This is a genomic window from Melittangium boletus DSM 14713 (assembly GCF_002305855.1).
Classification (GTDB): domain Bacteria; phylum Myxococcota; class Myxococcia; order Myxococcales; family Myxococcaceae; genus Cystobacter; species Cystobacter boletus.
On the sequence record NZ_CP022163.1, the window covers coordinates 8,427,338 to 8,444,469 of the forward strand.

Annotated in this window: 16 protein-coding genes and 1 tRNA gene; 11 read left to right on the forward strand and 6 right to left on the reverse strand. The window is 67.4% G+C overall.

Translation table 11 applies throughout. The features are described from left to right. Nucleotide 1: 1 nt before the first annotated feature. Together MEBOL_RS34905 and MEBOL_RS34910 are read right to left on the reverse strand one after the other, a co-directional pair. A complete protein-coding gene (locus MEBOL_RS34905; protein WP_245919129.1) occupies nucleotides 2–1,105 on the reverse strand; it encodes a heparan-alpha-glucosaminide N-acetyltransferase domain-containing protein in 1,104 nt (367 codons plus the stop codon). Continuing rightward, complete coding sequence (locus MEBOL_RS34910) at nucleotides 1,102–1,638, reverse strand: DUF3105 domain-containing protein (protein WP_095981470.1); 537 nt, start codon at nucleotides 1,636–1,638, stop codon at nucleotides 1,102–1,104. The genes MEBOL_RS34905 and MEBOL_RS34910 overlap by 4 nt, the downstream gene beginning before the upstream one ends. A 55-nt stretch (nucleotides 1,639–1,693) precedes the next feature. On the opposite strand from MEBOL_RS34910, the gene MEBOL_RS34915 reads away from it, so the two are divergent. The 3 genes from MEBOL_RS34915 (at nucleotide 1,694) to MEBOL_RS34925 (ending at nucleotide 6,110) form a co-directional block, all read left to right on the forward strand. After that, nucleotides 1,694–3,586, forward strand: coding sequence for a M2 family metallopeptidase (locus MEBOL_RS34915; protein WP_095981471.1), 1,893 nt, complete (start codon nucleotides 1,694–1,696; stop codon nucleotides 3,584–3,586). A gap of 121 nt (nucleotides 3,587–3,707) precedes the next feature. Next, on the forward strand, nucleotides 3,708–3,911 hold the full coding sequence (locus MEBOL_RS34920; RefSeq protein WP_095981472.1) for a cold-shock protein: 204 nt from the start codon (nucleotides 3,708–3,710) through the stop codon (nucleotides 3,909–3,911). Nucleotides 3,912–4,130: 219 nt separating this feature from the next. Continuing rightward, nucleotides 4,131–6,110, forward strand: a complete 1,980-nt coding sequence (locus tag MEBOL_RS34925) for a hypothetical protein (RefSeq protein WP_425437578.1) — start codon at nucleotides 4,131–4,133, stop codon at nucleotides 6,108–6,110. Nucleotides 6,111–6,120: 10 nt separating this feature from the next. Here MEBOL_RS34925 and MEBOL_RS34930 read toward each other — a convergent pair whose 3' ends face one another. After that, the gene (locus tag MEBOL_RS34930; protein WP_170115652.1) at nucleotides 6,121–6,717 is read right to left on the reverse strand and encodes a TetR/AcrR family transcriptional regulator; all 597 of its coding nucleotides are present in this window, start codon (nucleotides 6,715–6,717) and stop codon (nucleotides 6,121–6,123) included. A gap of 173 nt (nucleotides 6,718–6,890) precedes the next feature. On the opposite strand from MEBOL_RS34930, the gene MEBOL_RS34935 reads away from it, so the two are divergent. After that, nucleotides 6,891–7,739 (forward strand): ergot alkaloid biosynthesis protein, encoded by an 849-nt coding sequence (locus MEBOL_RS34935; protein WP_095983192.1) that lies wholly within the window; start codon nucleotides 6,891–6,893, stop codon nucleotides 7,737–7,739. A gap of 12 nt (nucleotides 7,740–7,751) precedes the next feature. Here the strand turns inward: MEBOL_RS34935 and MEBOL_RS34940 are convergent, their stop codons facing one another. The 3 genes from MEBOL_RS34940 to MEBOL_RS34950 form a co-directional block, all read right to left on the reverse strand. Then, nucleotides 7,752–8,882 (reverse strand): lactonase family protein, encoded by a 1,131-nt coding sequence (locus MEBOL_RS34940; protein ID WP_245919131.1) that lies wholly within the window; start codon nucleotides 8,880–8,882, stop codon nucleotides 7,752–7,754. Nucleotides 8,883–9,004: 122 nt separating this feature from the next. Then, nucleotides 9,005–10,168 carry a lactonase family protein gene (locus tag MEBOL_RS34945; RefSeq protein WP_095981475.1) on the reverse strand — a complete coding sequence of 388 codons (1,164 nt, stop codon included), beginning with the start codon at nucleotides 10,166–10,168 and terminating at the stop codon, nucleotides 9,005–9,007. A gap of 232 nt (nucleotides 10,169–10,400) precedes the next feature. After that, nucleotides 10,401–11,111 (reverse strand): FKBP-type peptidyl-prolyl cis-trans isomerase, encoded by a 711-nt coding sequence (locus MEBOL_RS34950; protein WP_095981476.1) that lies wholly within the window; start codon nucleotides 11,109–11,111, stop codon nucleotides 10,401–10,403. Nucleotides 11,112–11,269: 158 nt separating this feature from the next. Between MEBOL_RS34950 and MEBOL_RS34955 the strand changes: the two genes are divergently transcribed. From MEBOL_RS34955 to thrS, 7 genes are all read left to right on the forward strand, one after another. Further along, complete coding sequence (locus tag MEBOL_RS34955) at nucleotides 11,270–11,608, forward strand: PilZ domain-containing protein (RefSeq protein ID WP_095983193.1); 339 nt, start codon at nucleotides 11,270–11,272, stop codon at nucleotides 11,606–11,608. 98 nt (nucleotides 11,609–11,706) lie between these two features. After that, nucleotides 11,707–12,486 (forward strand): hypothetical protein, encoded by a 780-nt coding sequence (locus MEBOL_RS34960; protein WP_245919132.1) that lies wholly within the window; start codon nucleotides 11,707–11,709, stop codon nucleotides 12,484–12,486. A 13-nt stretch (nucleotides 12,487–12,499) separates the two neighbouring features. Then, a complete protein-coding gene (locus MEBOL_RS34965) occupies nucleotides 12,500–12,868 on the forward strand; it encodes a PEGA domain-containing protein (protein ID WP_095981477.1) in 369 nt (122 codons plus the stop codon). 60 nt (nucleotides 12,869–12,928) lie between these two features. Then, complete coding sequence (locus tag MEBOL_RS34970; protein WP_095981478.1) at nucleotides 12,929–14,140, forward strand: AI-2E family transporter; 1,212 nt, start codon at nucleotides 12,929–12,931, stop codon at nucleotides 14,138–14,140. A 74-nt stretch (nucleotides 14,141–14,214) separates the two neighbouring features. Next, on the forward strand, nucleotides 14,215–14,961 hold the full coding sequence (locus MEBOL_RS34975; protein WP_281256611.1) for a uracil-DNA glycosylase: 747 nt from the start codon (nucleotides 14,215–14,217) through the stop codon (nucleotides 14,959–14,961). A 62-nt stretch (nucleotides 14,962–15,023) separates the two neighbouring features. After that, a tRNA-Val gene (locus tag MEBOL_RS34980) sits at nucleotides 15,024–15,095 on the forward strand. A 75-nt stretch (nucleotides 15,096–15,170) separates the two neighbouring features. Beyond that, nucleotides 15,171–17,099: a threonine--tRNA ligase gene (gene thrS / locus MEBOL_RS34985; RefSeq protein WP_095981479.1), complete on the forward strand. Its 1,929-nt coding sequence runs from the start codon at nucleotides 15,171–15,173 to the stop codon at nucleotides 17,097–17,099. Nucleotides 17,100–17,132 lie beyond the last annotated feature (33 nt).

The following is a 17,132-nucleotide window of genomic DNA, read 5'->3' on the forward strand; positions in this document are numbered from 1 at the left end:
TCTACCGGGGGTCCGCGATTTTTTCGCCGGTGTCGACGCGGACGATTCGGGAGAGCCACCGCATCCCCCGGCGCGAGGCGTCCGGGAGGAGATCCAGCCCCCGGCACAGCCCGTAGGTCAGCGCGATGAGCGCCACCGTCAGCAGGGTGTACTGGCCCCATCCACTGCGATTGCCCCAGGCCACCTGGAAGCTGAACCCCAGGACGTTGAAGTACAGCAGTCCCAGGTGGAAGACGTACGCGGACAGGGAGGACGAGCCGAACGTCTCCAGGAAGCGGCGTGCCCTCGAGGGCGCTCCGCCGGGCGCGACGCGCGTCTCCAGCGCCACCAGCGCGAGCAACCCGATGCAGACCCACATCCACCGTTCGGCCGCGTTGGAGGGATTGGTGACGAAGAAGTGGTGCTCGGGATAGAGGCCGTTCAGGGGATTCGCCGCCAGCCATCCGGCGCACCCGAGTCCGATGAGGAAGAGCAGCGCCCTCACGAGTCCGGCGCGTCCCCCCTCCGCCGCCACGGCCCCCGCGTATGTGCCCAGCCAGGTGAAGCCCAGCCACGGCAGGAGCGGAAACACGGCCCCCGTGGACTTGTTGAGCACGGTCGCCCAGGGCCCGTTCACGGCCTCGCCCAGGGGCGACAGGAAGAAGGTGGTGAGCGCGAGCGTGAGCGCCGTGCCCCGAAGCACCCGGGGTCGTGAGGCCAGGAGCGTGGCGACGGGCAGGGCGAGCAGCAGGGACACGCCCACGCAATGCAGGATGTCCATGCGCACCAGCCACCGGGGCTCGCGGAAGAGGGGAAACCACATCCAATTGACGAGCGTGGCCACGCCGAGCACCTGGGCGATGCGGCGCAGGTTGCGCCCGAACCGGGCTCCGCGTGAGCCCTGGCTCGCGCCGCGCACCAGCAGCAGCGCGAGCGCGAAGCCCGCGGAGAAGAGGAACGCCGGGGCCACGAGCCCATCGACGCGCAGCAGTTGCTTCGTCGTCGTGCTCTGGCGCAGCTCCGGGCGCAACAGCACCAGGGCGTGGCACTGGATCATCACCAGCACGCTCAACCCGCGCAGCCAGTCCACGGCGCGGATGCGTTCGGAAGAAGGAGAGGGCTTCACGGGAGGCAGGTGAGGTGGGCTTCGGGAGCCTCGAGATCCTGCAGCCGCAACAGGCAGCGCAGGGCGGTGGGGTCGGGCGAGTCCGCGCTCCAGGAGCGGCGCCAGAGCAGCGCGGCCACCCGCGTGGGAATGCGCGAGTCCGGGGCGACGAGCGCGCGCGCCACGCCATTGCTCCCGATCCTGGCCTCGCGCTGGAGGCCTTCCAACGTGGCCACGATGTCGGGGCACCCGTCGGGACAGTTGTAGAGGAAGACGGCGTGGCCGTGCTCCAGGTTGTGCAACCACACGCACCGGTTGGGCTCGGTGTCGTGCACCCGGCAACGCAGTGTGTCGCCACAGTGGTCGCCGCTGGTGGGCGGGTTCAGGCCATCGCCACACGCGGAGCTGGAGCAGGTGAGGTGCCGTGCGCTCGCGGGCGGCGGCGAGAGGGGGAAGTCGTAGTTCGCGCACTCGCCGTCGTCCGGAGAACTCGGGCCACATGCGGCGAGCGCGGCCAGTGGCAGCACTTGGAGGAAACGGAGACGCGGCGACATCACGGGTCTTTACTTACCCCATCCCGGTCCACATCCACTACGGTGATACCCCGCCATGAAACACACTCCCTTCGTTCCCCGCTTCCTGCGCGCGGCCCTCGCGGCCGTGCCGCTCCTCGCGGCCTCTTCCGGCTGCGCGACCTCGGCCCCCGCCGCCAACCCGTCTCCCGAGGCGCCGAGCGCCGCGGCGCCCAAGGCCGCCCAGGCTCCGCTCACCGCCGCGGACGCGCGCCAGTTCACCTCCCGTGTGAATGACGAGCTCAAGCAGTTGTGGACGAGGCAGGCCACGGCCGAGTGGATCAAGGCCACCTACATCACCGATGACACGGAGCGGAACGCGGCCAGCGTCAACGAGGAGGTGATGGCCTACCTCAACCGGGCCATCACCGAGGCGGCGCGCTTCAAGGACGTCCAGGGGCTCGACGCGGACTCCGCGCGCATGCTGCACCTGCTGCGGGTGACGTCACCGCTTCCCGCGCCGAACTCGCCCGACAAGCGCGCGGAGCTGGCGGCCATCGCCGCCAAGCTCGAGGGTCTCTACGGCAAGGGCAAGTACTGCGGCCCGGAGGGCAAGGGCGCCTGCAAGGACCTGGGCGAGCTGTCCGACATCATGGCCAAGAGCCGCGACTACAACACGCTGCTCGACGCGTGGATGGGCTGGCACTCCATCTCCCCGCCCATGCGTCCGCTCTACGAGCGCATGGTGGAGCTGTCCAACGAGGGCGCCCGGGAGATTGGCTTCCAGGACACGGGTGCGCTCTGGCGCTCGGGCTATGACATGCCGCCCGAGGCCTTCGAGAAGGAAGCCCAGCGGCTGTGGGGGCAGGTCAAGCCGCTCTATGACGACCTGCACTGCTATGTGCGCGCCCGGCTGGCCAAACAGTATGGCGAGGACAAGGTGCCCGCGGGCAAGCCCATTCCCGCGCACCTGCTTGGCAACATGTGGGCCCAGGAATGGAACAACATCTCCAATCTGGTGGAGCCCTATCAGGGCCAGCCCAGCCTGGACGTGAGCGCGGAGATCCAATCACAGAAGTATGACGCGGTCCGCATGGTCAAGCTGGGCGAGGGGTTCTTCACCTCGTTGGGTCTCAAGGCCCTGCCGGAGACGTTCTGGCAGCGCTCCCAGTTCACCAAGCCGCGCGACCGCGAGGTGGTGTGCCATGCGAGCGCCTGGGACATCACCTACGACAACGATCTGCGCGTGAAGATGTGCATCAAGCCCACCGAGGAGGATCTGGTCACCATCCACCACGAGCTGGGCCACGACTACTACTACACCTACTATTACAAGCTTCCGGTGCTCTACCAGCAGGGGGCGAATGATGGCTTTCACGAGGCCATCGGCGACGCCATCACCCTGTCCATCACCCCGAGCTATCTCAAGCAGGTGGGCCTGCTCAAGAAGGTGCCCGAGGGCGACAAGGGCCTCATCAATCTGCAGATGAAGGACGCCATGGAGAAGGTGGCCTTCCTGCCCTTCGGTCTGCTCGTGGACCAGTGGCGCTGGGAAGTGCTCTCCGGGCGGGTGAAGCCGGCGGACTACAACGCCTCCTGGTGGGCGCTGCGCGAGAAGTACCAGGGCGTGCGCGCGCCGGTGGAGCGCTCGGAGAAGGACTTCGACGCGGGCGCCAAGTACCACGTCCCCGCCAACGTGCCCTACACGCGCTACTTCCTGGCGCGCATCCTCCAATTCCAGTTCCACCGCGCGCTGTGCCAGGCCGCTGGCCACAAGGGCCCGCTCCACGAGTGCTCCATCTACGGCAACAAGGACGCCGGCAAGCGGCTCCAGGCCATGTTGGAGTTGGGCGCGAGCAAGCCTTGGCCAGATGCACTCGAGGCCCTCACCGGGGAGCGTCAGATGGATGCTTCGGCCATCCTGGAATATTTCACTCCCTTGCGTGCCTGGTTGCAGACGCAGAACAAGGGACAGAAGTGCGGGTGGTAATGCCCCCGATGGACACCGTTCACGGTGCCGCTTAACATCGCCGCTCGCTTGGCTGGGCTATTTCTGGCTGAGACCAGGGCGGCGGATGATCCGCGCTGGTGTTGAAGGAAGAAGAGAGCAAATGGCGACTGGTACCGTGAAGTGGTTCAACGATGCGAAGGGCTTCGGGTTCATCACGCAGGATGGTGGTGGCGAGGACGTGTTCTGCCATCACTCGGCCATCAACATGGACGGCTTCCGTACCCTGCAGGAAGGCCAGAAGGTGGAGTTCGAAGTGACTCGCGGCCCCAAGGGTCTGCAGGCTCAGAACGTCCGCGCGACGTAATCAGCCCTCTTCGCCGCGTTGTTCCAATCAAAGGGTCCGGTCCGGTGGGATCGGGCCCTTTTTTCTCGTCCGGAGTTCATGCCCGTGCCGTCCCAGCCGAAGAAATCCATGTTCCGCCCGTCTCGTGCGTGCGCGCTCGCCCTTCTCGCTTCATGGGGGTGCGCGACGAGTTCGTCCCCGGTGGTTTCCTCCCCTTCGCCCTCGCCGGAGCGCTCTTCCATGTCGCGGACCGTGCCTTCTCCCGCCCTCGAGGACAGCCTCGTCGCCCGTCATGGCGAGGCCCAACGCGCGCGCATCCATCGGGGCGTGGCCCAGGTGGCCGCGCTGTGGCGCGAGGAGGATGGCGACCTGGCGGCGTTCGTGACCGAGCATTTCGTGTCCGATCCCGCCCGGCTCGACGCCACCCTGGCCCGGTTGGAACAGGCCCTGGAGCAGCTCGATGGGCACTTGAACGAGGTGAGCCGGGAGCTGCGGCGTCCCACGGATCTGGATCTCGGGCCCTTGCTGCCCGTGGATCCGCTGCTGGCCGCGTACGATCCGAGCGCACATGTCACCGAGGATCTCTTCCGCGCGAAGGTGGGTTTCGTGGCGCTGCTCAACTTCCCGCTCACCACGCTGGCCGAGCGGATGGAGCGGGGCCCGGGTTTCACCCGCGCTCAATGGGCGGAAGCCCGGCTCACCGGCCGCTTCAGCCGCCGGGTGCCCGCCGAGGTGAAGCAGGCCGAGGCGCGCGCGAGCTCGGACGCGGACCTGTACATCGCCGAGTACAACCTCTGGATGCACCACCTGGTGGACGCGGCGGGACACCGGCTCTTTCCCAAGGGCATGCGGCTCATCAGCCATTGGAACCTGCGGGACGAACTCAAGTCTCGCTACGCGGACAAGGAGGGCGTGGCGAAGCAGCGGATGATCGTCCAGGTGATGGAGCGCATCGTCACGCAGACGATCCCCGCGGCGGTCATCGACAATCCCCGCGTGGATTGGGATCCCTTCACCAACACGGTGCGCCCGGCTCCCGAGGAGGAGGTGGAAGCGGACGCGCCCCAGCGCCCGGTGGCGACGGACGGCGCGCGCGAGGACGACGTGCGCTATGCGAAGCTGCTGGCGCAATTCCAGGCGGCGCGGCGGGAGGATCCCTATGTGCCGGTGGCGCCCACGGCCATCGCCCGGAGCTTCGAACTGGGACGCGAGTTGCCCGAGACGCGGGTGAAGGCGTTGCTGGAGCAGGTGCTCACGTCACCCTTGGTGCCCCGGGTGGCGCGGCTCATCGAGCAACGGCTGGGACGCCCCTTGGAGCCGCAAGACTTGTGGTACGCGGGCTTCAAGGCGAGCGGCTCGCGTCCCGAGGCGGAACTGGACGCGCTCACGCGCCAGCGCTACCCGAGCGCGGAGGCCTTCGCCCGCGACATGCCCCGCATGCTCCAGGCGCTGGGGTTCTCGAAGGAGAAGGCGGCCTTCCTCGCGGACCACATCCGGGTGGATCCCGCGCGCGGGGCGGGGCACGCCATGCAGGCGATGCGCAGAGGCGACTTCCCCCGGCTGCGCACGCGCGTGGGTCCGGGCGGCATGGATTACAAGGGCTACAACATCGCGGTACACGAGATGGGTCACAACGTGGAGCAGGTGTTCTCGCTCTACGAGGTGGACCACACCCTGCTCGCGGGCGTGCCCAACAACGCCTTCACCGAGGCGCTCGCCTTCGTCTTCCAGGCGAGGGACTTGGAGTTGCTGGGACAGGCGAAGCCCGACGCCGCGAGCGAGCGGGAGCGGGTGCTCAACGACTTCTGGCAGACCTGGGAGATCGCCGGAGTGGCGCTGGTGGACGTGGCGGTCTGGCATTGGATGTATGAGCATCCGGAGGCCACGCCCGCGCAGCTGAGGGAGGCGGTGGTGCGCATCTCCCAGGAGACGTGGGACCGCTACTACGCACCGGTGTTGGGAGGGAAGGGGACGCCGCTGCTCGGCATCTACAGCCACATGATCTCCTATCCCCTGTACCTGGCGGACTACCCGCTGGGACACCTGATCGCCTTCCAGATCGAGGAACACCTCCAGAAGTCCGGTCACCTGGGCAAGGAATTCGAGCGGATGGCGAGCCAGGGCGCGTTGACGCCGGATGTATGGATGACGAAGGCGACGGGCGCGCCCGTGAGCGCCGAGCCGCTGCTGCGCGCCACGGAGGCCGCGCTCACGCACTGACCCCGCGGACTCACTCCGACAGGCCGCGCAGGCCTCCCAACGTCAGGGAGGTGAGTCGCTCGACATAGTCCGAGGAGAGGGGTTGCCCGGTCACGATCATGCGCCAGTAGACGAGCGCGCCCATCAGATCGAGCGCGAGATCGATGTCGATCGCCGGTGACAACTCTCCCCGGTCCATGGCCCGGCGCAGCAGGGCCTGGCCCTTGGCGCGCCGTTCTCGTTGGACTCGCGAGCGCACGGTCGAGGCGAGCTCGGGCGTGCGCCGCATCTCCGCGTGGAGGTCCGGCAGGATGCGCGTGACGAGCGGCCGGCGCAGGAGCGTCAGGGTGCCCTCCAGTAAGGCGGCGATGTCTCCGCGCAGCGAGCCCGTGTCGGGGACTTCCAGCAACTCGACCCCCACCTCCGTGAGCAGGCTGGACACCATCTCCAGCTTGGAAGGCCAGCGGCGGTAGATGGCCGCCTTGCCCACGCCCGCGCGCTTCGCCACCGCCTCGATGGTCAGCGCCGCGTAGCCAGACTTCGCCCACTCCCGGAACAGGGCGCGGGTGATGGAGCGGGTGACGTCCGGTTGGAGGACCGCCGCTCCGGCGGCCTTGCGCTTTGGCATGCGAACGGGTCTCTCGGGCATGTCACGTACCCTACGACGAAACGGTTGCGTTCCATCGTCCACGCTTCTATTTTCAAGCGACGGAACGGTTGCGTTCCATCGTTCATGAGAGGTCGCCGATGACGCAGCGCCACCAGCAGGACGAAATCCGGAGTGCCTCAGGAGGCTGGGCGATGAGCGGGCGGGGAATTCTCGTCACGGGAGGGACGGGCAAGACCGGTGGCCGCATCGTGCGGAGGCTGCGGGAACTGGGCCGGGATGTCCGGGTCGCCAGCCGCTCGGGTGCCGCTCCCGAGGGAGTCCCCGGCGTGCGTTTCGACTGGAACGATCCGGCGAGCCATGCCAGTGCCCTGGAGGGAGTCGAGCGGATCTACCTCGTGGCCCCGGTCCTGGTCTCCGAGCCCTATCCCCTCATGTCCGCCTTCATCGAGCGCGCGATGGAATCGGGAGTACGCCGCTTCGTCCTGCTCAGCGCCTCGTCCCTGCCCGAGGGAGGCCCGGCGATGGGGCGCGTGCACCAACTGCTGCGCGAGCGCGCGCCTGAGTGGGCGGTCCTCCGGCCCTCGTGGTTCATGCAGAACTTCACCGAGGGGGCGCACCGGGATTCGATCCGTGACGAGGGAGTCCTCTACTCGGCGACCGGCGAGGGACGCGTGCCCTTCATCGACGCCGATGACATCGCGGAGGTGGGAGTCCGGGCGTTGGTCGATGACCCGTCCCATGATGCCGCGCACCTGCTCACCGGGCCTCGCGCGCTGAGCTACGGAGAGGCGGCCGAAGCCATCGGCGCGGTGCTCGGCCGTCCCATCCGTCATGTCAGCCTGTCGCGACAAGCCCTCACGGAGCGGCTGATGGCTCGGGGAATGGCGCATGACTACGCCTCGTTGCTCGCGGGCATGGACGAGGCCATCGAGCGGGGTGCGGAGGATCGCACGACCTCCGCCGTCGAGCTGGTGACGGGGAGGCCCGCGCGTTCCTTCGCTGACTTCGCACGGGCCTCCGTGGCGGTCTGGCGGCGTTGAGCGCGGCTGGGATCAGACCGAGTACGGCGCGAACACCAGACACGTGGGCGTGGGGATCTCCAGGGGCTGGCCAGCCGGGGCCAGCTTGCCGGTCCGTGCATCGCGTTGGAAGGTGACGACGGTGTTGCCCTTCTGGTTGGCCACCAGCAGGTAGCTCCCCGTCGGATCGATGGCGAAGTTGCGCGGCCAGTTGATGAGCGTGGACACATGCTCCACGTAGGTCAGCGTCCCGTCTGAAGCGATGGAGAACACGACGATGCTGTCATGGCCGCGATTGGAGCCATACAAGAACCCGCCGTCGGGGCTGACGTGGATGTCCGCGCAATAGCTTTCCCCAGTGAAGCCGGCGGGCAGGGTCGAAAGGGTCTGCAGCTCCGTCAACACGCCGCGCTCGGAGTCATAGGCGAGGGCGGTGAGGGTGGAGTTCAACTCGTTGATGCTGAAGACGAAGCGGCCATTGGGGTGGAAGGCCAGATGGCGCGGTCCCGCTCCCGGCTTGCTGGAGAACGAGGGCGGCGAGCCCGGGGTGAGCGTTCCCCGCTCGCCATCGAACCGGTAGATCATGATCTGGTCCGTCCCCAGGTCGGACACGAGCGCATGGCGATTGGCGGCGTCCAACCGGGCCTGGTGAGCATGAGGTTCGGTTTGGTTGGGGTGGGGCCCCGAGCCCACGTGCTGCTTCAGCTCGACGGCGGCGCCCAACCCACCGCCCGCCTGGATCGGCAGGACGGCGACATTCCCGCCGACGTAATTGGCGACCAGGAGGAAGGCGCCCTTCGAGTCCACTTCCAGGAAGCAAGGCGCGCCGCCCTGGGAGGGCTGTTGATTGATGAAGGTCAGCTCGCGGCTCTGGGGATTGATGGAGAAGGCGCTCACCGCGCCACTGGGCTGGCCCCCGAAGTCTGTCAATTCATTGACGGCGTAGAGGTATTGGCCCTTGGGATCCAATGCCAGATAGGACGGCTCCACCACGTCCCGGGTGACGCCCACCCGCTCGAGGGCACCAGTCTCCATGTCCAGCTTGCAAAGGTAGATGCCCTCGCTGTCGCCGGAGGTATAGGTCCCCACGTAGAGCCAGAGTTCCGATGGGCGAGGGATGGTTTCCGGCGGGGAGTCGCCGTTGCAGCCGAGGGCCAGTCCCATCGTGCCTACTCCGGCCAGGAATAGAAAATCGCGACGAGTCACGTTCTTTTCGTTCATGGCCGGATTGAAAACAGAAAAAGTGGGAGGTGCCAACAGCGTTGGTGGCCTCCGGCTCTTGGAACTCAGGCGGGGGGCGGAATCACCAGGATGCTCGTCGGAGCGGGAATGCCCAGGGGTTGACCCACTTGCGTCAGTTTTCCGGTCTGCGTGTCGCGCCGGAACGCGACGACGGTGTTGCCCTTCTGGTTGGCCACCAGCAGGAACGTGCCAGTCGGATCGATGATGAAGTCCCGCGGCCACTGGATGCGAGAGAAGACATGCTGCACGTAGGTCAGCGTTCCGCTGGAGCCGATGGAGAACACGACGATGCTTTCATGGCCGCGGTTGGAGCCATACAGGAACCGCCCATCCGGGCTGACTCGGACCTCCGCGCAGTAGCTTTGCCCGGTGAAACCGTCGGGCAGGGCGGACACGCGCTGCAACTCCGTGAGCTTGCCCGTTGCCTTGTCATACGCGTAGGTGTTGATCGTGGAGTTCAACTCATTGATCACATACGCGAAGCGGCCATTGGGGTGGAAGGCCAGATGGCGAGGCCCCGCGCCCGGCAAGGTCGACACGAAAGCCGGATTGCCCGCGGTGAGCTTGCCCAGCGCGCTGTCGAACCGGAAGCTCATGACCTTGTCCGTGCCAAGGTCTGGCACGAAGGCATACTGATTGTCGGCATCCAACTGGGCCTGGTGGGCATGGGGGACGCTCTGCCCCGAGCCCTGGAATTGTTTCACGTCGACGGCGGCGCCCAACCCTCCACCTGCTTGAATCGGGAGGACGGCGACGTTTCCACCGGAGTAGTTGGCCACCAGCACGAATGCCCCGGTCGCATCCACCTGCAGGTGGCAGGGCGCGCCACCCCGCGAGGGTTGCTGGTTGATGAGCGTCAACGCCCGGGTCTGGGGGTTGATGGAAAAGGCGCTCACGGCACCACTGGGTTTGCCTTGGAACGTCGACAACTCATTGACGGCGTAGAGGTAGCGGCCCTTGGGCTCCAGCGCGAGGAATGAGGGCTCGGCCACGCCCTTGGTGACACCCACCCGTTGCAGGGCGCCGGTCGCCATGTCCAATCGGCCCAGGTAGATGCCCTCGCTGCCCCCCGAGGTGTAGGTGCCCACGTAGAAGAAGAGTTCCGTGGGGGCGGCGGTGGGGGTCTGGGCCTCGCTGGTGTCTGGCAGTGCCAGTCCCAATGCGGCCAGACCCGAGAGATGGATGAAGTCGCGGCGCGTCATCGTCATGGGTACAACTCCTTTGACATCACGGCGTAAACGAGCACTCAAGCCTTGATAACCGAGTATCGGTGAAAAACCGACTTACCCGGAATCCTTGATAATCGTCAAGCCTTCTGTCTAGGATGGAAAACGACACTCGTACCTGTATTTGGACCAGGTCTGTGCCTGTGATTGCGCGCCTTCGAATCACTGGGCCGGAGGGAGAGGTCCCTCCGGCTGGCTCTTTCCCGGAGCGTGATTACTTCTTGGGCTCGGCGCGAGGCACGTCCGCGCCCTGACCCCCGATGCTCAGCAGTTCCACCTCGAACACCAGGGTGGAGTTGGGCGGGATGGTGGGAGGCGAGCCCGACTCGCCGTAGGCGGCCTTGGAGGGACACACGAGCTGGGCCTTCCCTCCGACCTTCATCTTCTGCACGCCCTCGGTCCAGCAGCTGATGACGCCGTTGAGGGGGAACTCGGCCGGCTCGCCGCGCTTGTAGGAGCTGTCGAACTCGATGCCGCTGGTGAGCGAGCCGCGGTAGTTCACCTTGACGGTGTCGCTCGCCTTGGGGCTCGGGCCGGTGCCCGCCTTGAGCTCCTTATAGATGACGCCCGAGGGCAACTTCACGGCGCCCTTCTCCTTGGCGGCGTCCTCCAGGAACTTCTGGCCGGCCTTCTCCTGGCGGCCCTTGGCGAGGTCCTGCAGCTTGGGCCCGTACTTGTCCAGCTCGACCGCGGGCTTGGCGTTGGTCAACGAGTCCGTCATGCCCTTCTTGACGAGTTCCACCTCGGCCGGAGACAGCTCGAAGATCTTGATGCTGCGGCCAATCGACAAGCCGAGCGCGTAGACCGTCTTCTCGTCCTCGGTCTTGAGCGAGGCCGCGGCCGTGCCCGGGGCGGCTGCCTGCTGCGCCAGGGCCTGCTGCGCGGTGAGGCCGATGAGTGCTGCTGCCAGTACTCCCATTCGCATGTGATTCCACCTTTCTGATGGCGGCGGGAAGGATAGGCGCGTCCGTGTATTCCCGCTGGTCGTTTTCTTGCGGCCTGTCCGGATGCTCCTACCCTCGCGAGGGACTGCTGCAGGGCGGAAGCGGCCTGTAGCAGTGAGGCCTCCACCAAGGTGTGACGATGAGCGACAAGCGGAAGAACGCGCGGGTACCCCTCGACATCTACGTGAACAAGTACATGGATGGGGTGCCGTACATGGCGCACGCGGCCGATATCAGCCAGGAGGGCGTGAGCCTGGGGCGGCTCATCGAGCCCGAGCAGGACGCGCGGCGGGTGGGATTGCAGTTCCAGTTGCCCGGCTCCGAGGAGGTCATCTACGCCGAGGGCGAGGTGGTGCGCGAGTGGGTGGAGGCGAGTCCGCGTCAACATGAGCGCTCGGGCGTGCGCTTCACGCTGCTCACGGAGCGGCACCGGCAGATGATCGACACGTACGTGGCACGCGGCGCGCGGGGTCACTGAGCACGCTCCCTTTTGGGGCGGCCCGGCGGGTCCACCTTGACCGGGTGGAAGGGCGCCGATTGAATTCCTTCATGGGACGGAGCGCGTGGAGGAGTCGTGTGTCGCGGGCGCTGTGCGTGCTCGTGTGGATGGTGCCGCTGTCGGTGCTCGCGCGGGATGGGCACGTGGATTGGGGGCGGCAGGTCCTCCGGGTGACGGGCGATGGCCCCCCGGATGTGAAGGCGGCCAATGCCTCCCAGGCGCGGCTGGGCGCGGAGCGCTCGGCCCGGGAGAACGCCCTGGCGGATCTGCGCGAGCAGGTGAAGGGTCTGCCGCTGAGCGCGGGCCGGACCGTGGGCGAGGAGATGGCGCGAGAGGAAACGCGTCGTCAGGTCGAGGAAGTCCTGAAGGGCTACCAGGTGGTCCGGACGCGCTATTACTCGGATGGAGGCGTGCGCCTGGACGTGGAATTCCCCCTGGGGGCGCTCACCGCGGTGCTCGTGACGCCCGTGGGGGCGGTGGCTCGGGAGGAGAAGCAGCCCGGCGGGGACAAGCTCGAGGCGGGCGCGGAGAAGCACACCGGAGTGGTGGTGGACGCGCGCAAGCTGGGTATGACGCCGATGCTGGCGCCCCGGTTGGTGGATGACACCTCGGGACAGCCGCTCCATGGCCCCGCCTCGCTGGACGTGGAGGCGCGCAAGGGGCTGGGCGTGGCGGGATTCTTCCAGAAACTCGAGGAGGCACGGGCCTCGTCGCGGGTGGGCGCCCGGCCGCTGGTGATCGAGGCGGCGCGGCTGGAGGGCTCGGATTTGCGACTCGGAGCGGACGCGGTGAAGGCGCTCGCGGGGTTGAATCCGCGCCTGCTGGCCGAGGGCCATGTGGCGATTCTCATTCAATAGGAGAGGGGTGGGGATGATGCGGCGGGCGGTTGCGAGCATGGTGGGGCTCGTGCTCGGGTGTGCCACGGGCCCCGAGCGGGTGGAGTCCCCGGCGGCGGATCGGGCGCGGGAGCTGCTGCGCGGGGGTTCTCGCGTGGGCAACCTGGTGTTGCGGTGCGAGCCCTCGGACGCGGAGGTGTACCTGGACGGCGTGGTGCAGGGGGTCTGCACCGACTTCGCGGGGGCTCCACGCGGGTTGAGCGTGGGGGAGGGGCTGCACCAGATCGACGTGAAGAAGGATGGCTACTGGCCGTACGTCACCTATTACGAGCCCAGCAACGCCCGGGCGGTGTTGAACATCCGGCTGCGCTCGGTGACGCCGGAGCGTGACGGCGCCCCCTGAGTGGGGAAGCCGCTTCCGGTGTAGCCTCGGAGCCGTTCGGGTCCTGGCCCGGGCGGCGGCATGGAGAGGAGAGCGGTCATCGGACGTAACAAGCGAGGCAAGGCGCAGGCGGTGAAGGTGTCCGGGACGCAGGCGGCTCCGGAAGCGGCCCTGCGGGTGGTCAGGAGCGAGCCCGAGGAGCACCTGGAGGAGGTCGAGGCCCGGCGGGTGGACTTCATCTGGTCGGCGGTGATGGTGGGGGCGCTCGGACTGGTGTTCTCACTGCTCTCGGTCTTTGGTGGGGTGGCGGTGCCGGTGTTGCTGGCGCTGGCGGGGGCCTATGTCCTCAACCCGTTCGTCACGGCGTTGGAGCGGCGGGGATTGCATCGCGCCTGGGGGACGAGCGCGGTGTTCGCCGGGTGCACGCTGTTCCTGGCCGGAGCGGTGCTGTACCTCGTTCCCGTCTTTCGGGACGAGGCGGCCAAGCTGCCGGATTTCTTCGTGAGGGCGAGTGGGCAGGTGATTCCGCAGGCGGAGGCGCTGCTGGGCCGTCCCCTGCCGGAGTTGTTGCGCCATCGCATGACGGAACTGGGGGGGAGGGCCTCGGAGTTGTTGCAGAGCGCGGGGCCCACGGCGGCGCGGCTGGTGGCGAGCTTCGCGGGCAACACGGCGCGTTTCGTGGCCACGCTGTTGGGACTGCTGGTGGTGCCCGTGCTGGCCTTCTTCTTCCTGCAGGACTACCCGCAGCTGGTGGCGCTCGTGCGGGGCCTGGTGCCGCGCCGGGCGGTGGGGCTGGTTGGCCGGCGCTTCGCGGAGGTGGACGACGTGTTGTCCGCCTTCGTGCGGGGGCAGCTCACGGTGGGCGCCATCCTGTCGGTGCTCTACAGCATGGGCTTGAGCTTCGCCCGCATCGACATGGCCATCGTCATCGGGGTCATCGCGGGTTTTGGCAATACGGTGCCCTATCTGGGCACGGGGGTGGGCGTGGTGCTGGCGCTGCTGGGGGTGATGTTGTCCTGGCAGGGGGCGTGGCAGCTCGCGGTGGTGGCGGGCACGTTCCTGGTGGGGCAGATGGCCGAGGGCTTCTTCATCACCCCGCGCGTCGTGGGGGACAAGGTGGGTTTGTCCTCGGTGTCCGTCATCATCGCCATCCTGGCCTTTGGCGAGTTGTTCGGCTTCACCGGCATTCTGCTCGCGGTGCCCTCGACGGCCATCCTCAAGGTGGTGCTGCGCGTGGTGGTGGAGCGCTATCAGCGGATGCCCCTCTACACGGGCGAGAAGCCTGGCGCCTGAGTCCTGGGAGGCGCTCCGGCCCACCGGGCGGGGGGTTCTGGCGGTCGCTCCGGGCGCCGCGCTAGGCATGGGGCGTGTCGACGATCCAGACCCAGAGACGCGATTCCGAGGGGGTAGGACCCCTCCATGAGGAGATCACCGCCTGCCGGGCGTGTCCCCGCCTGGTGGAGTGGCGCGAGCGGATCGCCCGCGACAAGCGCCGGGCCTATCGGGACTGGACGTACTGGGGGAGGGCGGTTCCCGGTTTCGGAGACCCCCGGGCGGGTCTGGTCATCGTGGGATTGGCACCCGCGGCCCATGGGGCGAATCGCACGGGCCGCTATTTCACGGGAGACCGCTCGGGGGAATTCCTGCTGGCGGGGTTGCACCGGGCGGGCTTCTCCAACCAGCCCCGGAGCGACCACCGGGAGGATGGGCTCGTGCTGACGGACGCCTTCATCTCCGCGCCCTGCCGGTGCGCTCCTCCCGACAACAAGCCCCTGCCCGAGGAACTGGCCCGGTGCGCGCCCTTCTTCGACCGGGAGCTTGCCCTGTTGCCCGTCCGGGTCATCCTGGCGCTGGGGGCCATCGCCTGGAACGCGTCGCTCGCCTGGATGCAGCGAACGGGAGTGGCCATTCCCTCGCCCCGGCCGGCCTTCGGGCACGGCGCCGAGCTGCGCCTTCCCGGAGTTCCGGTGCTCCTGGGCAGCTACCACGTGAGCCAGCAGAACACCCAGACGGGCCGGTTGACGCCAGCCATGTTCGACGCGGTCACGGCCCGGGTCCGGGTGGTGTTGGCGGAACCTCGGGAAGAGTGCGCACGGGGGTCGCTGTTTGCTTGACAGTCGCGGCAGCGCCCTGTAATTCCCCGCCCGCCTTCGCGACGACGAGTCCCGAGGCGCACGGGTCGTTAGCTCAGCGGTAGAGCACTACCTTGACACGGTAGGGGTCAGTGGTTCGATCCCACTACGACCCACTCGATGTACCGGGTTTCAACGCGCGGGCGGCAGGCTGATCAGCCTGCCGCCCGTGTTCTTTTCCGAGGTCTCGCATGTCGGATCAAATCACGGTGACGCTCCCGGATGGCAGCCAGAAGCAGGCGGCCCGGGGCACGTCCATCGCGGACTTCGTGCGCGAGGGCATTGGAGCGGGTCTGGCCAAGGCGGCCCTCTTCGCGCGGGTGAACGGCGAGGACATGGATCTCTCGCGCAAGCTCGAGGCGGACGCGAAGCTGCAGATCTTCACCTCCAAGAGCCCCGAGGGGTTGGATCTCATCCGCCACGACGCCGCGCACGTGGTGGCCTCGGTGGTGCAGCGGCTCTATCCGGGCACCCAGGTGACGATCGGTCCGTCCACGGAGGAGGGCTTCTATTACGACTTCTTCCGCGACCGGCCCTTCACGCCCGAGGATCTGGAGAAGATCGAGGCGGAAGCCAACAAGGAGATCGCCCAGAACCAGCCCTTCGTGCGCAGCGAGGTCTCGATGGACGAGGCCATCCAGCTCTTCGAGGGCAAGGGCGAGAAGTTCAAGGTCGAGATCGTCAAGGACATCGCGGCCAAGGGCGCCAAGACGCTCACGCTCTACACCCATGGGGACTGGGTGGATTTCTGCCTGGGGCCCCACGCGCCGAGCACCGGGAAGATCGGCGCCATCAAGCTGCTGTCCACGAGCGGTGCCTATTGGCGCGGAGATCATCGCAACCCGATGCTCCAGCGCATCTACGGCACGGCCTTCTTCGACAAGAAGGCGCTCCAGGAGTACCTGACCCGCATGGAGGAGGCGCGCAAGCGCGACCACCGCAAGCTGGGCAAGGAGCTGGATCTCTTCCACTTCCACCCGTACTCGCCTGGCGCGGCCTTCTGGACCCCCAAGGGGACGACCTTCTACAACACCCTGTCGGCCTTCATGCGCATGCTGACGGCGGACAGCGGCTACGTGGAGATCAAGACCCCGCTGCTCTACAACAAGGGGCTGTGGGAGACGAGTGGACACTGGGGCAAGTACAAGGAGAACATGTTCCTCGTGCTGGACAGCGAGAGCGGCGAGCACGACTTCTCGCTCAAGCCGATGAACTGCCCGAGCCACCACCTGTACTACGGCTTCAAGAAGCACAGCTACCGCGACCTGCCCCTGCGCCTGCACACCCAGGACATCCTGCACCGCAACGAGGCCGCAGGCTCGCTCGGTGGCCTGACGCGCGTGCGCCAGTTCGCCCAGGACGACGCCCACATCTACTGCCGCGAGGACCAGATCCCCGACGAGGTGAAGCGCTTCGTGCAGCTCCTGGACCGCGTCTACAAGGCCGTGGGCCTGAGCTATTCGGTGAAGCTGTCCACCCGGCCGGAGAAGCGGCTCGGCGATGACTCGCTGTGGGACCGCGCGGAAGGGGGCCTCAAGACCGCCCTGGAGAGCATGGGCCTGCAGTACGAGCTCAAGCCGGGGGATGGCGCCTTCTACGGCCCGAAGATCGACTTCGACGTGTCCGACAGCATCGGCCGCAAGTGGCAGCTGGGGACCATCCAGCTCGACTACCTGGCGCCCGAGCGCTTCGACCTCACCTATGTGGGCGAGGACAACGCCGAGCACCGGCCGGTCGTGCTGCACCGCGCCATCTACGGCTCGTTCGAGCGCTTCATCGCCATCCTGATCGAGCACTTCGCGGGGGCGTTCCCGGCCTGGCTGGCTCCCGTGCAGGCGACGCTCGTCACGGTGGCGGACCGCCAGCTGGACTACGCCCGCCAGGTGCGCGACCAACTGCGCGCCAAGGGCTACCGGGTGGAACTGGACGAGCGAGGGCTCACGCTCAACGCTAAGATTCGTGACGCCCAGATTCAGAAGGTGCCCTTCACCCTCGTCATTGGAGACAACGAGGTGGAGGCGGGCGGGGTGGCTCCCCGTCGCTACGGCGGCGAGGACCTCAAGAGCATGAAGTTGGAGGCCTTCGAGGCGATCCTCCAGAAGGACGCCGCCTGGCCGTGATGTTTCACCGGGGGGCCTTGGATCGCTGACGGC

What these genes read in the sequence shown, in the direction of transcription:
- MEBOL_RS34920 (WP_095981472.1), top strand. Translation starts at nt 3,708, where the DNA reads ATGGCGACTGGTACCGTGAAGTGGTTCAACGATGCGAAGGGCTTCGGG.
- MEBOL_RS34955 (WP_095983193.1), top strand. Translation starts at nt 11,270, where the DNA reads ATGAGCGACAAGCGGAAGAACGCGCGGGTACCCCTCGACATCTACGTG.
- MEBOL_RS34950 (WP_095981476.1), bottom strand. Translation starts at nt 11,111, where the DNA reads ATGCGAATGGGAGTACTGGCAGCAGCACTCATCGGCCTCACCGCGCAG.
- MEBOL_RS34915 (WP_095981471.1), top strand. Translation starts at nt 1,694, where the DNA reads ATGAAACACACTCCCTTCGTTCCCCGCTTCCTGCGCGCGGCCCTCGCG.
- MEBOL_RS34965 (WP_095981477.1), top strand. Translation starts at nt 12,500, where the DNA reads ATGATGCGGCGGGCGGTTGCGAGCATGGTGGGGCTCGTGCTCGGGTGT.
- thrS (WP_095981479.1), top strand. Translation starts at nt 15,171, where the DNA reads ATGTCGGATCAAATCACGGTGACGCTCCCGGATGGCAGCCAGAAGCAG.
- MEBOL_RS34930 (WP_170115652.1), bottom strand. Translation starts at nt 6,717, where the DNA reads ATGCCAAAGCGCAAGGCCGCCGGAGCGGCGGTCCTCCAACCGGACGTC.
- MEBOL_RS34940 (WP_245919131.1), bottom strand. Translation starts at nt 8,882, where the DNA reads ATGGGACTGGCCCTCGGCTGCAACGGCGACTCCCCGCCGGAAACCATC.
- MEBOL_RS34970 (WP_095981478.1), top strand. Translation starts at nt 12,929, where the DNA reads ATGGAGAGGAGAGCGGTCATCGGACGTAACAAGCGAGGCAAGGCGCAG.
- MEBOL_RS34945 (WP_095981475.1), bottom strand. Translation starts at nt 10,168, where the DNA reads ATGACGATGACGCGCCGCGACTTCATCCATCTCTCGGGTCTGGCCGCA.
- MEBOL_RS34910 (WP_095981470.1), bottom strand. Translation starts at nt 1,638, where the DNA reads ATGTCGCCGCGTCTCCGTTTCCTCCAAGTGCTGCCACTGGCCGCGCTC.
- MEBOL_RS34925 (WP_425437578.1), top strand. Translation starts at nt 4,131, where the DNA reads ATGTCGCGGACCGTGCCTTCTCCCGCCCTCGAGGACAGCCTCGTCGCC.
- MEBOL_RS34935 (WP_095983192.1), top strand. Translation starts at nt 6,891, where the DNA reads ATGAGCGGGCGGGGAATTCTCGTCACGGGAGGGACGGGCAAGACCGGT.